Below are 23,787 nucleotides of genomic sequence, written 5' to 3' on the forward strand. Positions count from 1 at the left end.
TTAGTATAGGCCCTTTAAAACTTTTGATACATTGTCACAATCATTCATGACATAGAAGTGAACAGAAGGAACATTTGCATTTAATAATTCTTCTGTTTGTTTTCGTGCCCAGTTGATTCCAATCTCAATAATGTGATCAGGGTTTTCATGGGCCTCTGCTACAAATTCATCAGGAAAATCAACGTAGAAGTGACGAGGGACATTTGAGAATTGATTCATTCTCTTAATAACTTTTATTCCCGGTACGATTGGAACAGTAATGCCTGCTTCGCGACACTTATCAACAAATTCAAAGTACTTGCTATTATCAAAAAACATCTGAGTTACAATATAATCAGCACCAGCATCTACTTTCTGTTTTAAGTAATGGATATCTGTTGCAAGATTAGGAGCCTCGAAATGCTTCTCTGGGTATCCAGCAACTCCAACACAGAAGTCTAGTGGAAAACTATTTGAAATATCGTCGAGGTATACACCTTTATTTACATCACTTATTTGTTCAACAAGATCTTTGGCATAGAAATTTCTCTTTCGAGAAAGATCATATTTCTTATTGTAATTAAGAGCATCGCCTCGCAATGCTAATACATTGTGAATCCCTAGGTAGTTAAGTTCGATTAGAGCATCTTCGGTTTCTTCTTTAGTGAAGCCTTGAGTGAGAAGGTGAGTTACAGTATCGATCTTAAAGCGATTTTGAATAACTCCACAAATACCAACAGTACCTGGACGTTTTTTATAGATTTTTCTTTCAACAGAACCATCACTTTTTTCATTATAATATGCACCAGCGGAATGAGCTGTTACATCAACCCATGAAGGATTGAATGGTAAAAGTTTTTTTACAATATCAGTTACTGCAGAAATATTCTTTCCTCTTGGTGGAGGAACAATTTCAAAACTAAATAATGGACTTGTGGCCTTATCGATGTGTTCAATTACTTTCATTAAATCTAAATCCCTATGTGTTTGTTGTGAAACCTTATTTTAATCATTTATAAGCGATAAATAAAGCTTTAAGGGAAGGTAGGGGCCTCAAGTTTTGAGGCCTTAGGTTAATTCGAATGAATCTGAGTAATTTGAATTTTTAGACTATTGAGGCAGGACGAATGAGGGAAAATTTATTTAAATAAATCCATCAATTTGTTGAAGATGTTTTATCTAAGGACTCTTCGATTTCGTATATTTTCTCTATTTGGAATGCAGAGGTGATTTCATATTGGAATAATATAAGTATTATCAGGGGTTTATGAGTTTCATGTTGAAAGAAAAGCTGATATGATAGTAATAAGTGAGGATTCATCGATGGAAGAGAATCAAGTATACCATTTAGAAAGTGAATTTATTCGCGTATCAGTATCGTCTCTTGGGGCGGGACTTCTTTCTATCTTTGACCTCGAGTCAAATGTTGAATACCTTTGGCAGGGGCATCCTACTTTACATCCATGGAAGCCTCAAATTCAATTTCCAATAGTAGGAAAGCTTAAGGATGATCAATACTGGCTTGGCCGTAAGTATTATCGCATGCAAAAGGATGGTTATTTAAAAGAGCTTCTATTTGAAGTAAAGAACCAGAGGCGCGATCGCATAACCTTTGTCCACACAAATACTAATGACACAGAGCTTATCTTTCCTTTTCGTTATAGTATAGAAATAACTTATATGGTCTATGGGCCAAAACTTACTGTTTCATTTGTTATTAAAAATCTAGATAAGAAAGAGATGTTCTTCTCCCTTGGATTTGGGCCTACATTCAATCTCCCATTAGGGTATGAAAGTGTCGAAGACTGCTTTATCGAATTAGATCGTGAAGAAGAAAGAGGAGCTTACTTTTTAGAAAATGATCTCGTTAATTTTCATGATGCTGATAATAAGAAGATTATGAATAATCGAAGGATTTTTGTTAATCAAGAGAACTTCAGAGGCGAAGAGATGGTCTTTAAGGACATTATTTCTTCAAATGTTACTCTTAAGAACTTAGTTAATGAAAAATCAGTAAATATAGACTTTGGTAATATACCATATCTATCGATATGGACTTATCCAGGTGCAAAATTTGTTCGTATTTCACCAGCATTTGGAGTTACTGATGCTCTAGATTCAAATAATGATTTCTATATGAAAGAAGGACTTGTTGATCTTGAACAAGAAAAAACTTTTAAGCATGAGATCGTCTTTCACATAAGGTAGATATGTATCGAAATGAATTAGATAAAATAAAAGAAGGTATTCACAATAAACTAGAAAGCTTGTCTTGGGGCGATATGTCCATTGAAAGAAAAGCAGATAAGAGTATTGTTACTGAATTTGATATTTTTGTTTCGGACTATATAAAGAAGGTCTTTGAAGAGTCTGGTCATAATTATAATTTTTTTTCAGAAGAAGATCAGGAGCGTTTTGAATTTCCTGTCATTGTGCTTGATCCAATTGATGGAACACGTGAGTTTGCCAAAGGTTATGGTGAATGTGCAGTTTCGATGGCGATATTGTATTCGGCAGATATCAAAGATGAAAGAAACTTTGGCTGGATCTATAATCCATTTACAGGGTTTGAAATTACAAGTGATGTGAAGTTTCCATTGGGAAGTCGACATGCTCATGCTGATGCTATAAATATAATGATTTCTCGTTCAGAGTGGGAGAAGGGTGCATATAAGAAGGACTTCTCGAAGAATTTCCGTATTGCTCCACTCGGCTCAATCGCTTTTAAACTTGGACTTCTTGCCGCAGGCGCATGTGAATGTGTCATCTCATTTCGCGATAAGAATATTTGGGATATCGCCGCTGGAGTAGTGATATGTCATTCTAGAGGAATTTATTCTGATGAAATCACTGATCTAGCAGACAAGAAGCTTAATGGGCCATTTATTTTTTGCCGTGATGAGCTAAAAGATATTGTCCATGAAGAAATTGAGCGCTTGAAGTCTAGTTAAAGAGCTCTTCAAAGTCTTTCATTGTTAATTTACCGCTAAATAACTCATCTTCATCTTCAGGAAGAAGTTCTTTAAATAGCTCTCTTTTGATTTCTTGTAACTTTAAGACTTTCTCTTCAACAGAGCCTTTAATAATTGGCCTAAAAACGTTTAAAGTATTTTTCTGACCGATACGGTAAGCTCGGTCAATGGCCTGAGATTCTACTGCTGGGTTCCACCATGGATCCATTATGAATACATAACTTGCTGCTGTTAGGTTTAGACCAACACCACCGGCTTTAAGAGAGATTAAAAATAACTTCGTTTTTCCACTTTGGAACTCATCAACTGCCGCTTGACGTTTTTTTACGTTAAGAGAGCCATCGATTCTAGAGTACTTCCAAGTCTGCTCGTCAAAGGCCGAGCCAATGATATCAAGATATGTTGTAAACTGTGAGAAGATAATGACTTGATGACCTTCTTCAACAATTTGCTCTAAACTTTCAATGAGATAGTCTACTTTAGTAGAGGCCAAGCTTCGAATATTTTTTGTCATCTTATTCGAATGATTTTGCCAAAGGCAACTTTGTCTAAGCTCGAGAAGACCTTTTAGAATCTCACCATACTTCTTATTCTTTGGAGCATTATTAATATTGTTCTTAATTGACTGAAGTTTATTCTTATAAAACTCTTCTTCCTCATCATTGAAGCTAAGGAGAACATTATTTTCTAGTTTCGGAGGTAAGTCTGTCAGAACCTGGCTCTTTGTTCGTCTAAGAATAAAAGGTGCAGCTGTTTTTCTAGCATATACTCGTGACTTAGGTGTTGAGCTCGATCTTATAAATCGTAGATCTCCCCAAATTCCAGGAATACTTAAGTCGATAATATTATAGAATTCTGCCAAATCATTTTCGACAGGGGTACCTGTGAGGCAAACTCTAAAGTTTGCTTTAATCTTTCTAGCTGAATGAGCACCGAGAGATCTCATATTCTTTAAATGCTGGACTTCATCAAGAACCAGAATATCATAATTTGTTTCTTCAAATTCAGCTTCAAGCTCTCTCTTTAAGATACCGTATGAAGTTAGAATAACTTTTGCTTTACCATCTTCTGGAAGCTCTCTATCTGCGCCATGATAAATATGGACATCAATATTTGAGAATTTCTTAAACTCATTCTCCCAGTTCAGTAGGAGAGAGACAGGGCAAACAATTAGAACCTTATCGATTTCGTCATAGATACTATCGATAAAAGCAATTGTCTGAATAGTCTTACCAAGACCCATATCATCGGCAAGACAGGCCCCAAGCTTATTTTCATAAAGAAAGTTTAGCCAATTATATCCTGTTTTTTGGTATGGCCTTAAAATATCATCAAAGTGCTTTGATAGTGGGTAATCAGGGATTCCTTCAAGATTTTGTAGACGTTCACAAAGTGCAACTTCTTCATCTGTTAGAGCTCCCTCAAGCCCAATCTTTTTGAGTTCAAAAAGTTCAAATATTCTTGCGCGAGAAAATGGTAGGATGAATTTTTTGAATTTACCTTCCTGTATTTCTTCTTTTGCTTCAAACTTTGTATATTTTTGAACAAATTTTAAAAGATCCTTTTGCTCATTATTTAAAAGGACGACACCACTTTTTGTAATGGCGATATTATTTTCTAGATCGACGTTCTTTATAACATCTTGATCGAGCTCATCGATCTCAAGCTCGAGATCAAACCAGCCTGAACGTCCAATTTGCTTTCTTTCAAAGCGAATACGAGAGTTCCAGCTTTTGAGTTCATTATTATCGTAAAAGATCTCAACACCATAAGGTTTAGTCACACTAAATAGTTTTGAAAGTCCTTGAGTGATTTGAGACATGGAAACTTGAAAAATAACTTCGTTACTATCTCTATAATGATAAGAGTAGCGGAAAAAATGATCTCCAAACTCTGTAACCATGATTTTAAAAATTAATCGTTGAAGTTTATTGTCATATTTATAGAGTTTATGATTTTCATGATCAAAGCTAAGTGTATATTCTTTGCTTACAACTTCAGAGATGATACGAATCCAAGCTGACTTTTTACTCTTACCAGAAAGAGATTTCTTATAACCATCAACACCTGTTTCAAAATAGTGCTGAACTTCTCTTAAGAAGTTATATGCTTCACTTTTCTTTCTAAATAAATCGAGGTATCCACCTTCAAAAGTAAGGGAAGAGAAGAATTGTGGTGGTCTTGTTCTCTTATCTTCCTTATTAAAGAACTCTACAGAAAAGTTATTATATCCCTTTCTTTGAGAGTTATTGATATAAACTCTTAAATCAGGAGACTCAATTTCATTAATATCAAATTCATTACCTTCTACTTCAAAGGAAATATACTTTTTTAATCTTTCTGAGTAGGCGAGATTTAGTGCATCATCAATTTTATAAGAGTGAATATTAGATCTTAGAGATGATACAAATTCTCTTACTTCACTTGGAAGAGAGAAGAGTTCACCAGTATCCCAGTTAAAGAGATAAAGATTTTCAAAAACGCTTATATTGCGATGGGTTTTATCGTCATCTTTAATAGCAAAGCGAATACTAGACTTTAAGTCATCTTGAAAATCAATTCGCTGCTCTTTATTAGGAGCGATATTAAAGACAAGTTTTCCATTCAATGTTTCAGGAATTGGAAACTCAATCGTCTTCTTATTAGTAAGTGAATAATTAAGAGTTGAATATGTTGGCCCATGTGGAGCATTTTCTAATTCATGCGGGCCATTAATAATAGTTCCGTACTCAAGAGGGTAGACACCATATCCTCCAATTGGGGGAAGTTGTGTACTATTGTCACTTTGGTCGCCAGAAGTGGCCATATAATACATAAATAGGGCCGCAGTATGATGGCAATGTTTCTCAGCTGTCCACTCTAAACAATCACAAGTGGTTGAAAGAGGTGGCTCATCAGTACCTTCAAGACGTTTTTTATAGACGACTTTCGATTCGTAAGGACGATCTTCTTTAATGATTCCTGTTGTGATGAGGTAACCATCAAGACTACCTTTCTTAAATGAAAGGGATACTTTTCCATAGCCGAGAAGTTTTCTGGCCTTAGAAATGGCCAACGTCGTAAAATATTTTTTTGCTAGATCGAGTCCAGGTTCTTGTGTCATAAATAAGCTTTATCTTTAAAAGTCTTATTATAACGTAAAATTAGAGAATGTAATAGTCATTGTTCTGTTAAAAAGAAAGGCCCCTGAATAGGGGCCTAAAATACTTAACTATTTTCGATATACGATTTTAGAAGTTTTGCTCTCGATGGGTGTCTTAGCTTACGAAGCGCTTTTGCTTCAATTTGTCTAATACGCTCACGAGTAACGAAGAAGTCTTGACCAACCTCTTCTAAAGTGTGGTCTGACTTTTCACCAATACCAAATCTCATTCTAAGAACTTTTTCTTCTCTTGGTGTAAGAGTTGAAAGTACTGAACGAGTTTGCTCAGATAATGTAATACTCATTACAGCATCGGCAGGTGAAATGATCTTCTTGTCTTCAATGAAGTCTCCAAGAGATGAATCTTCTTCTTCTCCAATTGGAGTTTCAAGAGAAATTGGCTCTTTAGAGATCTTTTGAACTTTCTTAACCTTATCAACTGGCATTTCCATTTTCTCAGCAATTTCTTCTGGAGTTGGCTCACGCCCAAGTTCTTGGATAAGTTGTCTTTGAGTTCTAACCATCTTGTTAATCGTTTCAATCATGTGAACTGGGATACGGATTGTTCTTGCTTGGTCAGCAATGGCACGAGTAATTGCCTGACGAATCCACCAAGTTGCATAAGTTGAGAACTTATAACCACGACGGTACTCAAATTTATCAACTGCTTTCATTAGACCAATATTTCCTTCCTGAATTAGGTCAAGGAATTGTAGTCCACGGTTTGTATATTTCTTAGCAATTGAAACAACAAGTCTTAAGTTGGCTTCAACAAGTTGAGCTTTCGCGCGGTCAGCTCTTTCTTCACCATTAGTGATAATCTTATAAACTGTTTCGATATCATCAAAGCTCATTCCAGCTTCTTGAGATAATCTTCTTAGTTTTCTAAGGATATCTTCTTGGTTACGAACAAGTTGTTCTACTTTAGCATCTGTTGTGAAAAGCTCTTTTGCAAATGCACGTTTAAATGCATCGTCTTCCATAATCTTCTCATGAAGTTCACGGTATGCTTCAATTGTCTCTACTTCAAGGAATTTAAAGATACGATCTTGTTGTTCGTAAAGGTCTTTAAATTGTAGATAGTATTTCTTAACTGGCTCAACAAAGCTATTAATGATTTTTCTATTGAAAGTTAGATCAGCAAGATCTGTTGCAATACGGTCCATTCTTTCTTTCTCTGATTTAGAGAATTTTTCAAATGTTCCATCATCTTCATTAACGTTTTCATTGTAGATACTTGTTAATTCATCACAAAGGTTGATGATTGTCTTCTTAACTTTATCAACATCTTTTTGAGTTGATTCGTCATCAAGACCACGTACAAGCTCTCTAACAAACTCTGTCGGGTTTTCTAGTTCAGTAATACGATCTTTTAGAGTGATGATCTCTGCGATTGCGTGTGAAGACTTTAGACATGAAAGAATAATTTCTCTTTCACCTTCTTCAATTTCTTTTGCAATTACAACTTCGCCTTCTCTTGTTAGAAGAGCGACAGATCCCATTCTCTTTAAATATAATTTTACTGGATCAGTTGAGGCACTTCTAAGTTCAGCTTTCTCTTCTTTAGAAAGTGTTTCTTCGATAATTTCTGTACCATCAAGTTTGATCCCCTCATCTTCTTCTTCAAATTCTTGCTCTGTAATTTCGATTTCAGCTTCGTTGATAGCAAGCATGATGAGGTCAAGTTCTTCAGGAGCAATGATACTTGCTGGAATCGCATCATTGATTTCTTCTGGAGTCAGGGTGTCTTGATCCTTACCTCTAGAGATAAGTTTTTCAAACCCCTTTGATTTTAAAAATTGTGCAGCACTTGACATGTTCGGTTTCTCCAATTTTTACTTCAAAGTAAATAACTTTTTTTCGATGTCGTGAATCTCTTTTAACAACTCAGTTAATTCAGATTGAGTTTTTATCTCACTTCTTTTTAACTTTAGGAGTTGTCTTTTTTCTCTAAGATTTTCTTTAATTAATTTTTTTCGAAGGTCATTAATTATTTTTACAGCTTTCTCTTTTTCTAGTTGGATTCCTTTATTTTTTATAATGCCTTTTTTGATAATTTCTTCAAGGCCGTATTCGGAAGAACTCGAAAGTGCAAAGTTTTTAAATTCCCTCTGATCTATCTCAAAGATTAAATTTTTTAGATTCAAAATATATTCTTTTACCCTATCTGACTGCATAAAATCAAGTAGATCGGTCATTTCATCATACTCAAGGCAATCCGGATGTTCAATGATAGCAAGCAATAAAGTTTCCTCTGTTTTGGAAATCTTATCCTCTTCTTCAGGGTAACTTGGCATCCCGTTTGCAGAGTCTTCCACAAAGTTTGCCATATAATCTTCATCGTATGCAGGAGGTTCCTCTTGCGGGGTATTTTGATTAGTAATTTTAGGTTGAAAAGTTGAGCTCTTCGAATCTTTTAAGAATTGTCCATAGTTATCGAGAATACTCTCTTTACTAGACTCTAGGCCAAGTTTCTTTGCCCATGAGACAAGCCTTTCATTGGCATTAAGGTCATTGCCAAGAGGTGAAACAATATCAAAGGCTTGTTTAAGAAGATTTAACTTTTCGTCGAGAATCTCTATTGGTCGCTGAGGAAGCAACTTGTTAAATTCATAGTCAATAAAGGCCTGGGCATTATCAATTCGATCTTGGAAAGCAAGAGTACCTTCTTTATCAAGAAAGTCATCAGGATCTTTATGTGGAGATAAGTCGACAAACTTAGGTAAAATACCGTGTTCCAAGAATTGGCGGTTTGTTCTTTGCGATGCTTTATATCCTGCTTCATCATTATCCAGAGCAAGATAAATATTTTTCGTCATAGACTTTAGTGTACGCAGGGAATTGTCACCAAGGGCCGTACCCATGATAGCAACGCTATTTTCGAATCCTTTCTTGTAAGTTGCAATTTGGTCCATATTTCCTTCTACGACGATAACGCTATCGCGCTTTCTAATGAAAGATTTTGCAAGATGGAGGCCATAGAGTAGGTTTCTCTTATTAAATATGAACGATTCTATAGAATTCATGTACTTAGCGTGTTGATACTCGTGAATTCTTCGGCTTGTGAAGCCAATAACTTTACCGTAGTGGTCCCAAATAGGAAACATAATGCGCTCCCTGAAAGTATCATAATGGGACCCATTATCTTTATTGTGTTTAATAATTCCTATTTTTAAGGCCGTTTGAAGAATTTCATTTCGGTCTTTTTTGGGAAGAGAGCATACATAGTCATAGACACTATTCTTCTTTGGAGCAAACCCTAGTTGATAGAGGTCAGCAATTTCATCACTCAAGTGACGATTTTTTAGAAAGTCTAGATACTGCTCTGGCTTGAGGTTTCGGCCAGATTGAAAATATATAGTTGATGCCACCTTAAGTAGTTTTTCAGCATAAATGAACTCTTTGGATTTCTCTTTCTTATTTGTGTAAGAGTCAAAATCAATTCCAAATTTGTCACATATATCCTTCATTGCTTCAATGAATTCCATGCTTTGCAGGTTCATAACAAAATCAAAGTGACTGTGACCGGCTCCACATGAGAAGCATTTATACATTCGTTTATCGTTGACGACAGACATAGAAGGGTTTGTGTCATCATGGAAAGGGCAGACTCCATAGAGATTATTTCCCTTTCGAACTAAGTGCACACCATAGCGCTCGATTAAATCTGAAATCGGGATCTCGTTGACGATTTTTTCGCGCAGTTGTTGTAAAGACATGTGTGTGACTAACCTAGCTAATTAATTTGCTTTTTTGGATTTTAGAACAAAAGCTTTAATATTTACACCTTGCTCGATAAATATTTTCTCAAACTTCGTCTTAAATTGGCAAAGTAAGTGATCTGGAGCATCATTCCAAAGGTCTTTAGTTTCTAATTCAAGTTCAAATAGATCCTGTTTTTCAATAACTTCCTTCATCCACTCAGCATATCCATCGTGATCTGTTTTAACAAAGAAGTATCCACCTGGCTTGATAACTTTGTAAGCTCTCTCTAAAAAAGGAAGTTGAAAAAGTCTCTTCTTGTGATGACGTGCCTTCGGCCATGGATCAGGGAAGAAGTAGAAAACCTTATCAAGCTCGTTTTCAGCAAAAAGATGCTCAATTCTTTCACCTTTTGCTCTTAAGTATTTGAAATTTCTATATGGTAGTGATTTTAATTTCTTTGCTAGGGCGTAGCTTCTCTTAAAACGATAATCGAGTCCGACAAAGTTTTGGTCGCGATATGAGTCACAGTATTGGAGCATGAAGTGTCCGTAACCAGATCCAATCTCAAGACATAATTCACCATCTTGTTTGAAAACTTCGCTATTCCATTTCCCTTGGTATTCTTCGGCCTCTTCATCTCGAAGAACGAACTCACTAAATTCAGTTAGTTTATCGTGGTATGGATTACGATGCTTGTATTGGAAGTCTTTTGAAAAAGACTTATCCTTATTTTGTTCATAAGCAAATGGATCGTTTGTCGCTTCTTGAGCGTCTGATTTTACTGGCAACTTGAACTCCTAAATGATTATTGCACCTAGTTATCAAATTCAAGTCGCTCAGGCAAGGTATTATAGGCTCTATTAAGAGATTCTACATACTTGGATTAAGAGAATTTTATTGAATTCTTAGCGATTGAGCATTTCTTCAATAATGCGTGCAGCTTTTTTGACTTGTTCTGGATCTTTGAATCGATCAGCAATAGCTTTTTTCAATTGTTCGATCTCAAGTTTGTCTTGCTGCTTATTGTGCTCTTTTGATGTAGTGGGTGCTTCATGCTCGTGTGAGCGAGCACCCATGTATAAATTTGTGTATTTTTTTACACCCATTGGATATCCTAAGCTGCAGCTTCAGCTGAGCTCTTTTTCATTGATGATACTCTTTTCATGTGATCTTCAATTACTTCATATAGTTCTAGTTTTGTTGAATAAGGATCCATTCCGTCTGGCATCGTTGAGTAAACAACCTCATCGTTAATCTCAGCGAAAATAAACCAGTTATTACCTAATTTTTGGAATAGTACTTCTGTGCCTTTGTATGAAACTGTCATAATCTTCCTCCTGATTTATGCTTAGCAATCCTTGCTAAAACAATGACACTAACTATATCGACACTTAAATTTATTAATTAAAAATATATGAGCTTTCTTTTAGACGGGGAAAAAACTACCTAGGTCGTCTAAACCCTAGTAACGATAGGTGATTCCGACATTATAGCCAAAGGTTCCTTCAAGCTCTGTTGAAACGGAAGGTGAGGACCATAGTTGCCCATGAGTAAACTGAGCATCAGAGTCAAGTGTTGATGGAAGCTTAATATCAATCACTGGGCCGTGATAGAAGTAGGTGTGTTTTGAGCTGAATGCTCTTTTATGAGATAGATTAACTGCAAGGCGAATATTGAACATCATGCCAGAAAATAACTTCTCTTCAGCAATGGAATTTGTCTGGTCATCCTGAGAAATAAAACGTCTTTGATAATTAACACCTACTTGAAGCATCGATTCGATTTCAAAGTATTGTCTTTTATGAAAGGTGTATGAAACAACAGGCCCTAATGTAAAAATTGAACTACTTTCTTTCGTAAAAATATCTCCATTTAACTGATACTCACTCTGTCCTGTTGAGATACCACCATAGAAGCCAAAGTAGAGGCGGTTCTCGTCATCAAAGCTTGCAGGTCTTAAGTATTTGATATTTAGACTACCCTCAAAACCATTGCTCTCTCTTTGAACTTGAGAGGTGTAGCCGTAACGCGAAGTTGGCCCTTGCTTAAATATGAGGTCCACTTGGGCCCGGTTTGTAGGATGGCCTTTTAGGGGATATTCATCAGGAATTGGTTCATCTATTACATAATCAGTTGGGTCGTTCTTTACATAGATTGTGTTTCCAATTTCCTCTGAGTCATTATTTAATACCAGCTTAATGAAGTCTTTCCTAATATAGGCCTTTCGTCCATCTCTCGTTAACGTAACATAATAGTTTTCATTATTTAGATAGTTCGGATGTAAATAAACACTGTCACCCTTTCTGATGCGCATAAGAATTCTTCCACTAGCATTGGGCTCGCTTACAACTGGTGCTTCATGAACTCGTATAATTCCTTGAGTTGCAAGAGTATTAAAAGTCAGTAAGAGTATTAGGAATACTTTTATCATATGGAAACCTCAAACTCCTTTCCTATACTGAGACTTAGCATTGTCGCTGAATTATCATCAGTAAGTGATGTATTTGGAAAGAAGACATTTGCATCAAATGTATATGTTTGTATTTTTAAGTCAAAATTTAAGAAATAACTTTTGTAATTATAGCTAAAGTTGGCCCCAAATGAGTCAAGAGAGTGGTCTACTGACTGACCAAATACTTCGGCCGAAGAATATAGTGAACGATTGGCGCCAAGTCCGGCCGTAATAAATGAATCATCGTTAATACGATATCGGTATTCAATTCTTAAGCCTATAGAGTAAGTATTAAATTGAACTTCTTGTCCGCTATTTTGTGAGAGGTACTCGAAGTTTACAAATACTGGAAGGTCCTTAAATGTCTCGACACCTGCTTCAAGAGTGAAGTTTGTAGCATTAAGAGATAGGCCATCTGTGAAGAAATTAGGCGATGAAGAACCAACTCCTGCTTGAAGGTGTAAGTAGGTATGGATCTGTTTTTTATCAAATTCCACGGCCTTAAATTTATCTCGATTAAAGGGTTTAAATGTTTTCTCATGGAAGGTGAGAATATTCTCTAAGTGGTTTAAATTTTGTCCTTGTGTGACATATTTAACATCCTTCATTTCACCGCTTTTAGGAACAAGGTAATAGTATTTTGATCCTGGTCTTATTTCTTGTGTACGAATAATCGTATTCTTTGGTACTCGGTAAAACTTTGTTCCCTCTAGGTTTTCAACAAGAGAGTTCTTTAAAATAACACTTCGAAATGTACGTACTTTGAAATTATTCTTAGTGTATTTAAAGCGCTTACGATAGTTGATTTTTTGAGCATTATCTTCTCGACCAAGCTCTAGTAGGTCGTTAAAGAGCTTCTCTTCATTTGCATGGCTTGCATTTGAAAAGAAAAGAGTAGTCATCAATAATTGGAGAAGAATTAACTTAGACAATTTATGGCCTCTTGAAATGCTAGAAAATTACTTTCGTATTTAAAATCTTTGGATTGGACTTCGTTTATAGGAAGCCATTTAAATCCTTGGTGTTCTTCTTTTGATATTGTTATTTCATCCTTGTTAGTGAGGGCCGCAAAACAATATTCAATAACATCCTTTCCCCAGCGATCATGAAATTTAAATTCTTGGGAGAGTTGAACTAATTCAGCTTCCTCAATTCCCGTTTCCTCTAAGAGTTCTCTTTTGGCCGCAGTGAAAATATCTTCTCCAGACTCAACAGATCCTGTTACATTTTGCCAACCAAATCCTCGATCGGCTTTCATCTCAAGGAGAAGGAGGGCCTTTTTCTCTTTGTGCAGAGTGATAATTTGGACTTTTTTATGCAGTGAATTCATATCTTTATTATAGCAAAATTTTGAAATTACAGTGGCTTGGGCAAAAAATGGGTAAATTTCTTTAATTTGTCTTACATTCCGTTCATTTTGCGTCGCAATTTTTTGTCGATTCCCGTGGTTTTTGGTAGATTATTGCGATGGATTTAATGCAGATAATAAATAAATTGACGTTGGCCTTACCAGGCTTCTTACTGGCAATCTCGTTTCATGAGTTTGGTCACGGATGGATGGCCAAGAGATATGGAGATGATACGGCCGATAGACTTGGGCGCTTAACTTTAAATCCAGCTCCACATATTGATCTTGTGGGAACAGTTATCTTTCCACTTGTTGCTATTTTTGCTGGATGGATCCCATTTGGTTGGGCAAAACCAGTTCCTGTGGATGTTCGCCGCTTTAAAAATATTAAGTCAGGACTTTTTTGGGTTAGCTTTGCAGGCCCTGGAGCAAATTTATTGCTGATGGTGTTTTCTGCTCTTCTTTTTGGAATGGTTTACGCCTATGTTCCTGCAACATTCTCACTGAAATCACAATTCATACAAATGCTTGAATACTCTGTAATGATTAATGTCGTCTTAGCAGTATTCAACTTGATTCCATTTCCGCCATTAGATGGCTCAAAGATGGTAGCAGCATACTTAGACTACAATACAGCACGCAAATATGAAGAGCTCCAAAGATTTAGCTTCGTTTTCATCCTAGTACTTTGGTTTACACCAATTTTAGGCTATGTGATTCGACCAGTAATGGGGCTTGGATTGATTTTAATGAATGGTTTTGCAGCTATTCTTTCCTAGCAATAGGATTTTGAGGGATTAACACATGTTAGACACAACGATTAAGGTTAAAACGGATACGTTTGATGGCCCCTTGTCTCTACTTCTTCTATTAATTCAGAAGGAGCAGATGTCAATTAAGGAGCTTGATCTTACAAAGATCACAAAGCAGTACCTGGATTATCTTGCAAATATGAAAGAGTTAAACTTCGATATTGCAGGTGATTATTTATTCTTAGCTGCAACTCTTGTTTTACTTAAATCTAAGAATGCCGTCACAGAAGAAGAGCAGGCAAAACTGCACAATCAATTGGGAGCAGAAGGCTCTCTTAATATCACTTCTCATGCAGAACTTGTTCGCCGCCTTGAGGAGTTAGCTCTTTATCAAAAAATGGGACAACGCCTGATGGAGCTACCACAAAAAGGTGTTGATATCTTTGTTAAGCCAAAGATTAATCGCAAAGAGATTGTAAACTCAATTCTTACACCAATGGATCTCGAGAAGTTAACTGATACGATGATTGACTTTATTTTCCGTCAAAATCGTAAGTACACGGTTGTTAAAAGAGATCGTTTATCGATTAAAGAAAAACTAGAATTCTTAAAGAGTTATTTATCAGTTGGTCAGAAAACTAATTTGGAAGAGCTTTTAGAAAACGATAGTAATAGTCGAATTGCAACAACGACTGGTGAGAGTACTGCAAAAGTTTCGGCCGATGGTAAGAATACGATTGATAACGTTGTTATCACTTTTATTTCATTATTAGAGCTAGCAAGACTTAAGCGACTAGAGATTTTTCAAAATGAAAACTTTGGTCAAGTCTATGTTGATGTTGTTAGATCACTCGATGACTTTGACGTAACTCAGGCAGATGGCTTTGAAGATGAAAATACAGCTGAGCAAATTGATGCTCAAGAACTAGAACAAGCAATACAACAATAGCATACATATTTAGAGAGATTTATGATGGAAAACAACACAATGAATGAAGATTTAAACTTAGAGTTTGTATCGACAGATGAAGAGATGCTTGAAGAGCTTGAGATGGCCCTTATGCCTTCAGATGATGATCTTGAGTATCCAGAAGAATACTTAAAATTAGAGTCAGACTTTGCAGATGAAAAACTTCAAGAAGATAAGCTTTGGAAGGCGAGAACTGGCCTTAATGAAGAGACAATTTGTGGTGCAATTGAAACAATTGTTTTCATGAGCGATAAGCCTGTTCCATTAATGAAGATTAAGGCTCTAATTGATGATGATATTCCACTGAGAGTAGTTCACGAAGCAATTTCAAGACTTCAGGAAGAATACGAGTTAAAGCATCATGGTATTCGACTGCAAGAAGTTGCTAATGGTTATCAATTTAGAACGAAAGCAACTTTCTCTAAATATGTTCAAGATTTATTTAAAATTAACGAGCTTGTTTTATCTCCAACAGCTCTTGAAGTACTCGCTATTATTGCTTATAAGCAGCCAGTTTCAAAAATTGAAGTTGAAAAGATCCGTGGTGTTGATAGTTCTCATATTGTGCGCGGACTTATGGATAAGAGACTTGTTAAAGTTGCAGGACGCTCTGATGAAGTCGGTAGACCAGTTCTTTATGGAACGACTCCAGAGTTTTTAGAAGTATTTAATCTTGCAAATATTGATCAACTACCACCTGAGCACGAGCTATCTGAAATTGCTACTCAAGGTGTGGGGAAAATTGAAGATATTAAAACTCTTGTTAATGCTGACCTTAAGTCGCGCTTTGACCAAGATGAAATTGAAGAACTTGATAATATTGCAGCATCAATTAAGTCGATTGATTCTGAAACAGCATTTACAAAATCACTTAGAGTTCAAGAAAGAAAACGTAAAAAAGGGGAAGGAGATGAAGTATCTCTAACTGCCTTTGACCTACTTGAGCAACATCTTGATAATTCTCTTGTTACTGGTGCTAATAAAGAGTCAGCTAGCTCTGAAATATTCACGGCCATTACTTGTCCTGAAGTTATTGAAGACCTTTCTAAAGGTCCATTTAATGTACCTGAAGAAGAGGAAGATGACTTTGAAATGATCGATCTAGATTCTGGTGAAGTCATAAAAGATGAGCCAATAGAATTTGAAGATAATAATGAAGATGAGTCTGAGATTGAGGCACAAGAAGTTGAAGCTCAAGATTCTGTTAATGAGGCCCTTAGTGAAGTGGCCGAAGCAATCTTAACTCCTGAATCAACTGAGAAGAAAGTTGAAGAAGTTGAAGAAATTGCAATTATTGATGAAACGAAAACGGACAATGAAGCCAATGAGCTGGCCCAGGCCCTTGATGATGCCTTCTCTAAACTTTTTGGTGGAGAGACTTCACTACCTCAAGATGAGATGGCCGTTGACCTTGATGATAGCATCAATGAAACAACTCAGAATTTAATTAATGGGGCCCGTGATTTGGATCTGGACCTTGATTTCTTAAATAACAAGGACTTAGAAGATTCAGACTCACGTCCTGAGTAATATATAATCAAGAAATAATTACTTAAATACTTGTAAAAGCTTACGTTTAGTTCTATCTATGCGTAAGCTTTTTCTTTATAACCTTTTAACCGCCGTGATGGCAGATAGGAGTATCAAATGTCTAAACTAGTACGTTTACAAAAATTTATTGCTGATTGTGGAATTACTTCACGTAGGAAGGCCGAAGATTTAATTGTTCAAGGTCGTGTGAAAGTTAATGGAATCACAATTAGAGAATTAGGAACAAAAGTAGCACCTGAAGTTGATGCGGTCGTAGTTGACGGTAAAGCAGCTGATCTTGGTGCTGTTGAAAAAATCTATATGGTTATGAATAAGCCTCGTGGTGTTATGACAACTGTTAATGACCCAGAAGGTAGAAAGACTGTTATTGATCTTTGTAAAGAGATCAGTGAGAGGATCTATCCTGTAGGTCGTCTGGACTACCTTTCAGAAGGTCTGCTTCTCATGACAAATGATGGTGATTTTGCAAACCTTGTTATTCACCCAAGTTCAGATTTAACTAAAGTCTATGAAGTTAAAATCTTTGGTGCTGTTAATGAATTCCTTCTCAAGAAATTAAGAGCTGGTGTTTATATTGATGGTGTTATGACAAAACCTAAGGCGGTTCGAGTTATTAAGCAACTTGAAACAAAGACTTGGTTAGAGTTCAGAATTACTGAAGGAAAGAATCGTGAGATTCGTCGCATGTGTGAAGGTGCGGGACTAACTGTTGATAAACTAAAGCGTGTTGCAATTGGTGGACTAACAGTTGATGGAATTGCCCCAGGTTCATATCGTTTAGTTTCAAAGAAGAGTCTTCTTGCAGCTATTGGTATTGATAACGTTGGAAATAAAACGGCAAAAGCTGTTGAATATATTTCAAGTAAAAAATCAGTTAATCTTAAAAAGAAAGGTCATCAAAACTGTACTGCAGCTGATGATAAGGCCTTCACGAAGTTCAGAAAAGAAACATATTACAAATCATTAACTGATATTGCTGAGACTAAGAAGGCGAAAGAGAAAGAAATTCGTCGTCAAGCTTGGGAAGAAAAAGAAGCTGCTCATAAGAAGAGACAGGAAAAGAAGAAGGCTCGAATTGCTAAGAAAGAGCTTAATGAAAAACCAGTTCACGTTGAATTTGTTAAATAATAAAAAAGCCGCTTATCTAAGCGGCTTTTTTTTAATCATTTATGGACATCTGGATATCTTCTATTCTTGTGTCTATTCTTAAGTCTTCACCATTTCGTCGAATATATCGATCGAGGTATTCTAATTGGCCATAAATCTCTTTATAGTCATTAGTTCCAAATTGTAGATCAACTAATGTTTCTGAATCATCTGTAATTAGTAAGTCAAAATAGAGGTAATCCTCCAGATTATCTTGTGGTAGGAGATCTGCAAGTATTTGCATAACATGGTATTCATTTCTTAATCTCTTGAGCTTCTTTGTGAACTTCTCCACTTTTTCTTGATATGGAGAATCACTCTTAATAATATTGTAGAAGTACTCAGCTAACTTTTTTGATTTCCTTAAGTACTCACGCTCAAGTTGCCACGTGTAAAAGTGATCAGTCTTATGAAGGTGACGATTTGATAAACGAATAACGTCTTTACCTTTTAACTTTTCTTGCATGATTGAGATGAATTCTTCCAGAGTGTATTTATCAAATACTGAAAAGGCAGGGCCTTTAAAAATCATCTTAAGATTTGAACTAAAGTTAACGTATCTCCTCTCTAGTGAGATACTATCTAGTACATCCTTCTTGAAACGTTCAGGAACAATCCCTTCCAGAACCTTCTTATATCTTCTTTGCTCTGACTTTCTAAATTCATTGTCACGTCTTATGAAGTTCATCCCGACATTTAAGAATTTATGATCCTCATGAGAAGAAGTAAGGCCATAATAAGAGAGAACCTTTTCTTCTTTTGTATCAAAAATTTGAATTGTGATTTTGGATTCTGATCTCTTCGTATAATTAGGATAATAGAAGGCGATTGTAGAGCCATCTAATCTCTCGAAGTTGAATCGGTTGTTAATATAGTGGCCACGTGAGCTAAGCTTTAGAAAATCTAAGTCTAGAGTGACCCCTGATGAATTTGAGGTATAGCGGTTGTGACCTTTAAAGACTCTTTCAACTCTTGGCGCCTCTTGGTCTTTGTCTGCAACTGCAAGACGATCGACATCTTCAAGGTTTACTACGTAGTAGCGATCGAGAAGATCTGTATTTAATGATTCAGCAAGAAGTTTTGCTTCTTTGAATTTGAATACATTATTGAATAGATTATTATAGACCTTACGAACTTCTTCATCTTTTAGATCAAAAACATAGTCAGATAGAATAATATTACCTTTTGTTTTCGATGTATCGAGTTTGATCCAGTCTATTTTATATTCATGATCAACATCAAATCCTAGAATTTCGAAGCTGAATAATTCGACACCAAAGCTACTTTTAAAACTAAGTCCTCTGGCCTTCTTCTTTTCTGCAATAATCTTAACTCTTACTTTTTGATCTTCAAGTTTATAGACTTGAATAAGAAATTCTCCTGCAAAAGTATAAAAACCAGTGAGACCTGTTTTTAAGACAGGAGCAACGTCACTATATGAAAAACCTGTAGTAAGTGCCATTGAAGCCGGTATGGAAATGAAGTCTCCTTCATTTAAACGATCAACGTATTTTGCTCTAATAGGTAGCTTGGCAACGTTAAATGGTAGTGCCTTCATAGCATCAATCTTTTTAACATATTGACGTGAAATAATAACTTCGTTTTTACGATTCCCCTTTAAAAATAGAGGTGATTGTAATTCAGGAAAAAATGTTCTTTTGCTATCGTGATCTATTTTAAATTCAAATCTGTCACGTCTTGTGTATTGGCCTGGAATATAAGACTTATCGACTTCATATTCATACTTACCTTTCAAACTTAGGCCATCATATAAGTCGATCTTGAAGATATCGGTATCGAGGCTAATAGTTAAACTATTAAAAGCATCCACAAGATTACGCTTTATATTCTCTTTGGTTAGGTAATTCTTTAGAAAATAAGTAAACTTACTCTCTTTTTCTTCCTTCACTGGTTCTGAAATTTCAGGGTTTGCAGCAGAGGTCGTTAAGCTAATTAAGAATAATGTGAGGATAGTGAATTGTTTCATTCTTAGGTTGTATCACATAACTAACTGATATAACTGTAGGTGTGTAAACCTTATCTATAGCTGTATAGTGTGTAAACGGCCGTAACATATTGAACTTATATAACAGCAATTTTTGGTGACAATAATTAGAGTCAAAATAAGTCTCATTGTTTGTAAGGGAATTTGTTTATAGAAATGTTAGCAAAAGTAAAACATTGACATAAATCAATATAAAAAAAATCTCAATATCTCCGATAAGTCATCATAGTTACTAAGTTTTCAGTGAAAATCTCATTGATAAATATTTATGGGAAAGAACGTACCAAATATTTAGAGTGATATCACGGTGTTATAGTAGGAAATATACATTCCCCAGGAGATAAAGAAATGTACGATTTAAAGAAGTTCTCTTTCTTAATTGTGGACGACATGAGCACAATGAGAAAGATCGTTAAGAAGCTGTTGCGTGATCTAGGTGCTGACAAGTTTGTTGAGGCTGTTGATGGAAAAGATGCTTTAAAAAAGATTGTCGAAAACAAAGGTGGACCTCACGAAATCACATTTATTATCTCTGACTGGAGTATGCCAAATGCTACCGGACTTGATTTGTTAAAAACAATAAGAGGGAGTGAGAACTTCAAAGAAATGCCATTTGTTATGGTTACTGCCGAACAAGATGTTGCCCAAATTCAAGAAGCTATCGCAAGTGACGTTGATGGATACGTAATTAAACCATTCGACTCAGATTCTTTTAAAAAGAGACTGTCGTTAGCACTGAAAAAAAGGTTTCCACAAGGATAACGAGGAGAGCTTGTAATGGGCATGGTAGAGAGGATTACCAAAAACCACTTTTCCGTATTAGTCTTTTCGGGAGATATCGATCAGGATTGTGTTAAGTCACTTGCAATGATCTTTGATGCTATCTTAGAAGATGAAAAGGATAAGTTGATTATACTAGACTTCAAAAAAGTCGAGTATATCTCACCAAATATTTATAATGAGATTTTTAGGTTATTTTCTTCTGCGCAGGAAAGAAAGATCTTAATTTATACAATCAATGCAAAGCCAAAGCTAGTTAGAGAATTAAAGAGTGATTTCGTTGATCAGAAATTCAATTTTACAGACTCAATTACTAGTAAGTTAGAAGAACTTAATCTTAAAAAGAAGAGAATTGTTCTTGATGTAAACTTTGTAAATCCATTTATTCAAGCAGCTATTGATACTTTTGGAGTTCAGGCAAATTTGAAGGTTTTACCTGGGAAAGTCTCTAAGGCCAAGGACTTTGAAAGTTATGAAATAGGAATAATTGGATCAATTGATATTCAAAATGAGGCGTTTGAAGGAAGATTACTGATTTGTTTTCCCGATGCTGTATTCATTAGTATTTATAATGCCATTTTTGGTGAAGAGTATATGGAACTTAATGAAGATGTGAAGGACGCTATTGCTGAATTCACAAATATTACTCTTGGGCAGGCCAAGGCCACACTAAATCAAAATAAAGGAATTGTCATAGACCGAGCGATACCATCAGTTTTACTGAGAGAGAACTTTGATGAGATCGAATTAAACAAATATGAATCACTAATGATCCCTTTAGCAACTAAAATGGGTTCATTTTATATTTATATTCTCCTAGGTGTTAACGAATAGTTAATAACTTAGGTTTTAAATGAAATGATAAGTATTTAAGAAGTAAAGATTATTTACAGAAAGTTTTAATAAGTGCCCAAAAACACTAATTTATTTTTCAATATGTCCGAAAAATAGATGAGATAAAAACCAAACGAGATGTGATTTATGGATGAGTTTGAATTAGAATTAAAAATGGATTTCCTTGAAGAGGCAATTCAGCTTCTAGAAGACTGTGAGGAATCTTTCCTTGAACTTGAGTCAGGTGTTGAAAACCCTGATGATCATGTTGATAAGATTTTCCGTCTTGCTCACAACCTTAAGGGGACTTCAAGGGCCGTTGAGTTTAGTGATGTGGCAGAGTTCACACACGAAATGGAAGAGTTGATTTTAAAAGTTAAGAAAGGAGAGGTGGAAATCTCTGCTGATGTAATTGATGTCTTTCTAAAATGTTCTGACCATTTAAATCATATGATCGTAGGCCTTAGAGAAGATATTGAGGCCCGTTTTGAATCCGATGAAATTATTGAACTTATCAAATCCGTAGGTAGTGCTGACTTTGAGCATGAGGAATTAAAAATATCAAATCTTCCTGAGGAATCTGAAGACTTTAACGAGGAAGTCGTTGCTGAAGATGATTCACATGAGTCTGAGGACTCTGATGATCTTGAGGAAGAAGAATTAGAAGAGATTTTTGCTAGTGATGAAGATGGTGAAGATGAGGAAGCGCTAGCAACTCGTCCAAGTAATGACGATATTAGTGATCTAGACCGCCTCTTATATGGTGATGCAGCTGGTGAAGAAGTGGACTTAATAGCACCTGTTAGTGCAGAGAAGCCGCAAGAAAATGTTATTCCTATTGAGTCCGTAAAGAAAGAAGAGTCAGCTAAAAAAGAAGAGAAGAAAGCAGAACAAAAGGTAGAGCCCAAACAGGCTGCTGCAGCTCCTAAAAAACCAGCTAAACCAGAAGAAACAATCCGAATTGGTGTTAGCCGAGTTGAAAAATTAAATAACTATGTTGGAGAGCTTGTTATTCTTCAAACAGTACTTAGTGAATGTGATGATCTAGTTATTGATGATCATGTCCGTAAGAGTGTGAGCCACTTAGCAAAAATCACAAAAGAAATTCAAGATATCTCTATGAAGATGAGGATGGTTCCATTAAAGACGACATTCTCAAAACTACAAAGAATTGTAAGAGATACATCAAAGGCGCTTGGAAAAAAAGTAAATTTAAATATTGTTGGAGAGGACACTGAAGTTGATAAGAATATCTTAGAGCAACTTTCTGACCCTCTTGTCCACATCGTTAGAAATGCTGTTGACCACGGACTTGAAGCAACTAGCGACGATCGCCTTGCTGTCGGTAAATCTGAAAAAGGTGAAATCCAAATTAAAGCATATCACGAGGGTAATAGTCTTGTGATTGAAGTTAATGATGATGGAAAGGGAATCGACCCGGCAGTTATCAGAAATAAAGCAATTGAAAAAGGTATTATTAAGAGCACCGATAAAATTGCAGATCAAGATGCCATAAATCTAATTTTTGCTCCAGGATTCTCAACTAAAGAAGCAGTTAGTGAGATTTCAGGACGTGGTGTTGGAATGGATGTTGTTAAAAGAAATATCCAAGACATCTCTGGTGCTGTTGAAGTTAAGTCCGTATTAGGAAGTGGTTCTGTTTTTAGAATTAAACTACCACTTACAATGGCAATTATTGAAGGGATGGTAACAAGAGTTGGTAGTGAAAACTACGTTGTTCCACTTAATTTAATCCATGAGACTTTATCTGTAACAGAAGAAAATTATCGCAAGGTAAATAATGTTGGTGGTTGTGTTGTTCTAAGAGGACAGGTAATGCCAGCCTTCAGATTAAGCAAGTTACTAGGGCATAAACCACAAGAAGATAATAAGAATGAAATTGCTCTTGTTGTTAGAACAGAAGATATGGACTTCGTTATAATTGTAGATGATGTTCTAAGAAGACAACAAGTTGTTATTAAGAGTTTAGGTAATGACATAAAAAATACGCAAGGCTTTATGGGAAGCTCTATCTTGGGTAATGGTAAGCCTGCTTTAATTTTAGACCTGAAAGAATTAGTGGTTGATAAAGTCGCAAAAGTTAAAAATAAAAGTTCAATAAGAAACGTCGCTTAATTTAAGCATTTGATG

Annotated in this window: 20 protein-coding genes and 1 pseudogene; 9 read left to right on the plus strand and 12 right to left on the minus strand. The window is 35.7% G+C overall.

Translation table 11 applies throughout. The annotated features are described in order from the left end of the window. A complete protein-coding gene (locus VCM44_RS10375) occupies window positions 1-945 on the minus strand; it encodes a methylenetetrahydrofolate reductase (protein ID WP_115362108.1) in 945 nt (314 codons plus the stop codon). A 357-nt stretch (window positions 946-1,302) separates the two neighbouring features. Between VCM44_RS10375 and VCM44_RS10380 the strand changes: the two genes are divergently transcribed. Both VCM44_RS10380 and VCM44_RS10385 read left to right on the plus strand, forming a co-directional pair. Further along, complete coding sequence (locus VCM44_RS10380; protein ID WP_158536876.1) at window positions 1,303-2,187, plus strand: aldose epimerase family protein; 885 nt, start codon at window positions 1,303-1,305, stop codon at window positions 2,185-2,187. Window positions 2,188-2,189: 2 nt separating this feature from the next. After that, a complete protein-coding gene (locus VCM44_RS10385; RefSeq protein ID WP_115362104.1) occupies window positions 2,190-2,930 on the plus strand; it encodes an inositol monophosphatase family protein in 741 nt (246 codons plus the stop codon). On the opposite strand, the gene VCM44_RS10390 is transcribed toward VCM44_RS10385, so the two are convergent. The 10 genes and pseudogenes from VCM44_RS10390 to VCM44_RS10430 form a co-directional block, all read right to left on the minus strand. Then, entirely contained in the window at window positions 2,923-6,054 is a 3,132-nt protein-coding gene (locus tag VCM44_RS10390; protein WP_334678748.1) for a DEAD/DEAH box helicase, read from the minus strand. The two genes, VCM44_RS10385 and VCM44_RS10390, sit on opposite strands and share 8 nt — an antisense overlap. Window positions 6,055-6,158: 104 nt before the next feature. Beyond that, a complete protein-coding gene (rpoD, locus tag VCM44_RS10395) occupies window positions 6,159-7,595 on the minus strand; it encodes an RNA polymerase sigma factor RpoD (RefSeq protein ID WP_233500263.1) in 1,437 nt (478 codons plus the stop codon). Further along, window positions 7,569-7,910, minus strand: a pseudogene (locus tag VCM44_RS15155) (RNA polymerase sigma factor region1.1 domain-containing protein); the annotation flags it as partial. The gene rpoD and the pseudogene VCM44_RS15155, both read right to left, overlap by 27 nt. A gap of 18 nt (window positions 7,911-7,928) precedes the next feature. Beyond that, complete coding sequence (gene dnaG / locus VCM44_RS10400; RefSeq protein ID WP_115362098.1) at window positions 7,929-9,812, minus strand: DNA primase; 1,884 nt, start codon at window positions 9,810-9,812, stop codon at window positions 7,929-7,931. A gap of 21 nt (window positions 9,813-9,833) precedes the next feature. Then, on the minus strand, window positions 9,834-10,586 hold the full coding sequence (gene trmB / locus VCM44_RS10405) for a tRNA (guanosine(46)-N7)-methyltransferase TrmB (RefSeq protein WP_115362096.1): 753 nt from the start codon (window positions 10,584-10,586) through the stop codon (window positions 9,834-9,836). Window positions 10,587-10,703: 117 nt separating this feature from the next. Beyond that, window positions 10,704-10,904 carry a hypothetical protein gene (locus VCM44_RS10410; protein WP_115362094.1) on the minus strand — a complete coding sequence of 67 codons (201 nt, stop codon included), beginning with the start codon at window positions 10,902-10,904 and terminating at the stop codon, window positions 10,704-10,706. 8 nt (window positions 10,905-10,912) lie between these two features. Continuing rightward, complete coding sequence (locus VCM44_RS10415; protein ID WP_115362092.1) at window positions 10,913-11,125, minus strand: hypothetical protein; 213 nt, start codon at window positions 11,123-11,125, stop codon at window positions 10,913-10,915. Between the two features lie 135 nt (window positions 11,126-11,260). After that, the gene (locus tag VCM44_RS10420; RefSeq protein ID WP_334678749.1) at window positions 11,261-12,229 is read right to left on the minus strand and encodes a hypothetical protein; all 969 of its coding nucleotides are present in this window, start codon (window positions 12,227-12,229) and stop codon (window positions 11,261-11,263) included. Continuing rightward, a complete protein-coding gene (locus tag VCM44_RS10425) occupies window positions 12,226-13,182 on the minus strand; it encodes a hypothetical protein (protein WP_334678750.1) in 957 nt (318 codons plus the stop codon). The genes VCM44_RS10420 and VCM44_RS10425 overlap by 4 nt, the downstream gene beginning before the upstream one ends. Continuing rightward, a complete protein-coding gene (locus VCM44_RS10430) occupies window positions 13,170-13,580 on the minus strand; it encodes an NUDIX domain-containing protein (RefSeq protein WP_115362087.1) in 411 nt (136 codons plus the stop codon). The genes VCM44_RS10425 and VCM44_RS10430 overlap by 13 nt, the downstream gene beginning before the upstream one ends. A gap of 164 nt (window positions 13,581-13,744) precedes the next feature. Here VCM44_RS10430 and VCM44_RS10435 point away from each other — a divergent pair, with 164 nt between their 5' ends. The 4 genes from VCM44_RS10435 (at window position 13,745) to VCM44_RS10450 (ending at window position 17,999) form a co-directional block, all read left to right on the plus strand. Continuing rightward, window positions 13,745-14,377, plus strand: coding sequence for a site-2 protease family protein (locus tag VCM44_RS10435; RefSeq protein ID WP_158536875.1), 633 nt, complete (start codon window positions 13,745-13,747; stop codon window positions 14,375-14,377). A 25-nt stretch (window positions 14,378-14,402) separates the two neighbouring features. Next, on the plus strand, window positions 14,403-15,299 hold the full coding sequence (locus VCM44_RS10440; RefSeq protein WP_115362084.1) for a segregation and condensation protein A: 897 nt from the start codon (window positions 14,403-14,405) through the stop codon (window positions 15,297-15,299). 21 nt (window positions 15,300-15,320) lie between these two features. Beyond that, the gene (gene scpB, locus VCM44_RS10445) at window positions 15,321-16,850 is read left to right on the plus strand and encodes an SMC-Scp complex subunit ScpB (RefSeq protein ID WP_334678751.1); all 1,530 of its coding nucleotides are present in this window, start codon (window positions 15,321-15,323) and stop codon (window positions 16,848-16,850) included. Window positions 16,851-16,967: 117 nt separating this feature from the next. Then, window positions 16,968-17,999 carry a pseudouridine synthase gene (locus VCM44_RS10450; RefSeq protein ID WP_115362080.1) on the plus strand — a complete coding sequence of 344 codons (1,032 nt, stop codon included), beginning with the start codon at window positions 16,968-16,970 and terminating at the stop codon, window positions 17,997-17,999. Between the two features lie 31 nt (window positions 18,000-18,030). Here the strand turns inward: VCM44_RS10450 and VCM44_RS10455 are convergent, their stop codons facing one another. Further along, a complete protein-coding gene (locus tag VCM44_RS10455; protein WP_334678752.1) occupies window positions 18,031-20,004 on the minus strand; it encodes a hypothetical protein in 1,974 nt (657 codons plus the stop codon). A gap of 366 nt (window positions 20,005-20,370) precedes the next feature. On the opposite strand from VCM44_RS10455, the gene VCM44_RS10460 reads away from it, so the two are divergent. The 3 genes from VCM44_RS10460 (at window position 20,371) to VCM44_RS10470 (ending at window position 23,772) form a co-directional block, all read left to right on the plus strand. Then, window positions 20,371-20,784 carry a response regulator gene (locus tag VCM44_RS10460; RefSeq protein ID WP_115362076.1) on the plus strand — a complete coding sequence of 138 codons (414 nt, stop codon included), beginning with the start codon at window positions 20,371-20,373 and terminating at the stop codon, window positions 20,782-20,784. Between the two features lie 15 nt (window positions 20,785-20,799). Beyond that, the gene (locus tag VCM44_RS10465) at window positions 20,800-21,636 is read left to right on the plus strand and encodes a chemotaxis protein CheX (RefSeq protein WP_115362074.1); all 837 of its coding nucleotides are present in this window, start codon (window positions 20,800-20,802) and stop codon (window positions 21,634-21,636) included. Window positions 21,637-21,783: 147 nt separating this feature from the next. Beyond that, on the plus strand, window positions 21,784-23,772 hold the full coding sequence (locus VCM44_RS10470; RefSeq protein WP_334678753.1) for a chemotaxis protein CheA: 1,989 nt from the start codon (window positions 21,784-21,786) through the stop codon (window positions 23,770-23,772). The last annotated feature ends 15 nt before the right edge of the window (window positions 23,773-23,787 follow it).

The organism is Halobacteriovorax sp. DPLXC-1 (genome assembly GCF_036903125.1).
Classification (GTDB): Bacteria; Bdellovibrionota; Bacteriovoracia; order Bacteriovoracales; family Bacteriovoracaceae; genus Halobacteriovorax_A; species Halobacteriovorax_A vibrionivorans.

Bases quoted from the DNA above. Each gene is read 5' to 3' on its own strand.
- VCM44_RS10385 (WP_115362104.1), top strand. From the start codon at position 2,190: ATGTATCGAAATGAATTAGATAAAATAAAAGAAGGTATTCACAATAAA.
- VCM44_RS10460 (WP_115362076.1), top strand. From the start codon at position 20,371: ATGTACGATTTAAAGAAGTTCTCTTTCTTAATTGTGGACGACATGAGC.
- VCM44_RS10410 (WP_115362094.1), bottom strand. From the start codon at position 10,904: ATGGGTGTAAAAAAATACACAAATTTATACATGGGTGCTCGCTCACAC.
- dnaG (WP_115362098.1), bottom strand. From the start codon at position 9,812: ATGTCTTTACAACAACTGCGCGAAAAAATCGTCAACGAGATCCCGATT.
- VCM44_RS10375 (WP_115362108.1), bottom strand. From the start codon at position 945: ATGAAAGTAATTGAACACATCGATAAGGCCACAAGTCCATTATTTAGT.
- VCM44_RS10450 (WP_115362080.1), top strand. From the start codon at position 16,968: ATGTCTAAACTAGTACGTTTACAAAAATTTATTGCTGATTGTGGAATT.
- VCM44_RS10430 (WP_115362087.1), bottom strand. From the start codon at position 13,580: ATGAATTCACTGCATAAAAAAGTCCAAATTATCACTCTGCACAAAGAG.
- VCM44_RS10465 (WP_115362074.1), top strand. From the start codon at position 20,800: ATGGGCATGGTAGAGAGGATTACCAAAAACCACTTTTCCGTATTAGTC.
- VCM44_RS10455 (WP_334678752.1), bottom strand. From the start codon at position 20,004: ATGAAACAATTCACTATCCTCACATTATTCTTAATTAGCTTAACGACC.
- VCM44_RS10440 (WP_115362084.1), top strand. From the start codon at position 14,403: ATGTTAGACACAACGATTAAGGTTAAAACGGATACGTTTGATGGCCCC.
- VCM44_RS10390 (WP_334678748.1), bottom strand. From the start codon at position 6,054: ATGACACAAGAACCTGGACTCGATCTAGCAAAAAAATATTTTACGACG.
- VCM44_RS10380 (WP_158536876.1), top strand. From the start codon at position 1,303: ATGGAAGAGAATCAAGTATACCATTTAGAAAGTGAATTTATTCGCGTA.
- VCM44_RS10470 (WP_334678753.1), top strand. From the start codon at position 21,784: ATGGATGAGTTTGAATTAGAATTAAAAATGGATTTCCTTGAAGAGGCA.
- VCM44_RS10415 (WP_115362092.1), bottom strand. From the start codon at position 11,125: ATGACAGTTTCATACAAAGGCACAGAAGTACTATTCCAAAAATTAGGT.
- rpoD (WP_233500263.1), bottom strand. From the start codon at position 7,595: ATGGGATCTGTCGCTCTTCTAACAAGAGAAGGCGAAGTTGTAATTGCA.
- VCM44_RS10420 (WP_334678749.1), bottom strand. From the start codon at position 12,229: ATGATAAAAGTATTCCTAATACTCTTACTGACTTTTAATACTCTTGCA.
- scpB (WP_334678751.1), top strand. From the start codon at position 15,321: ATGATGGAAAACAACACAATGAATGAAGATTTAAACTTAGAGTTTGTA.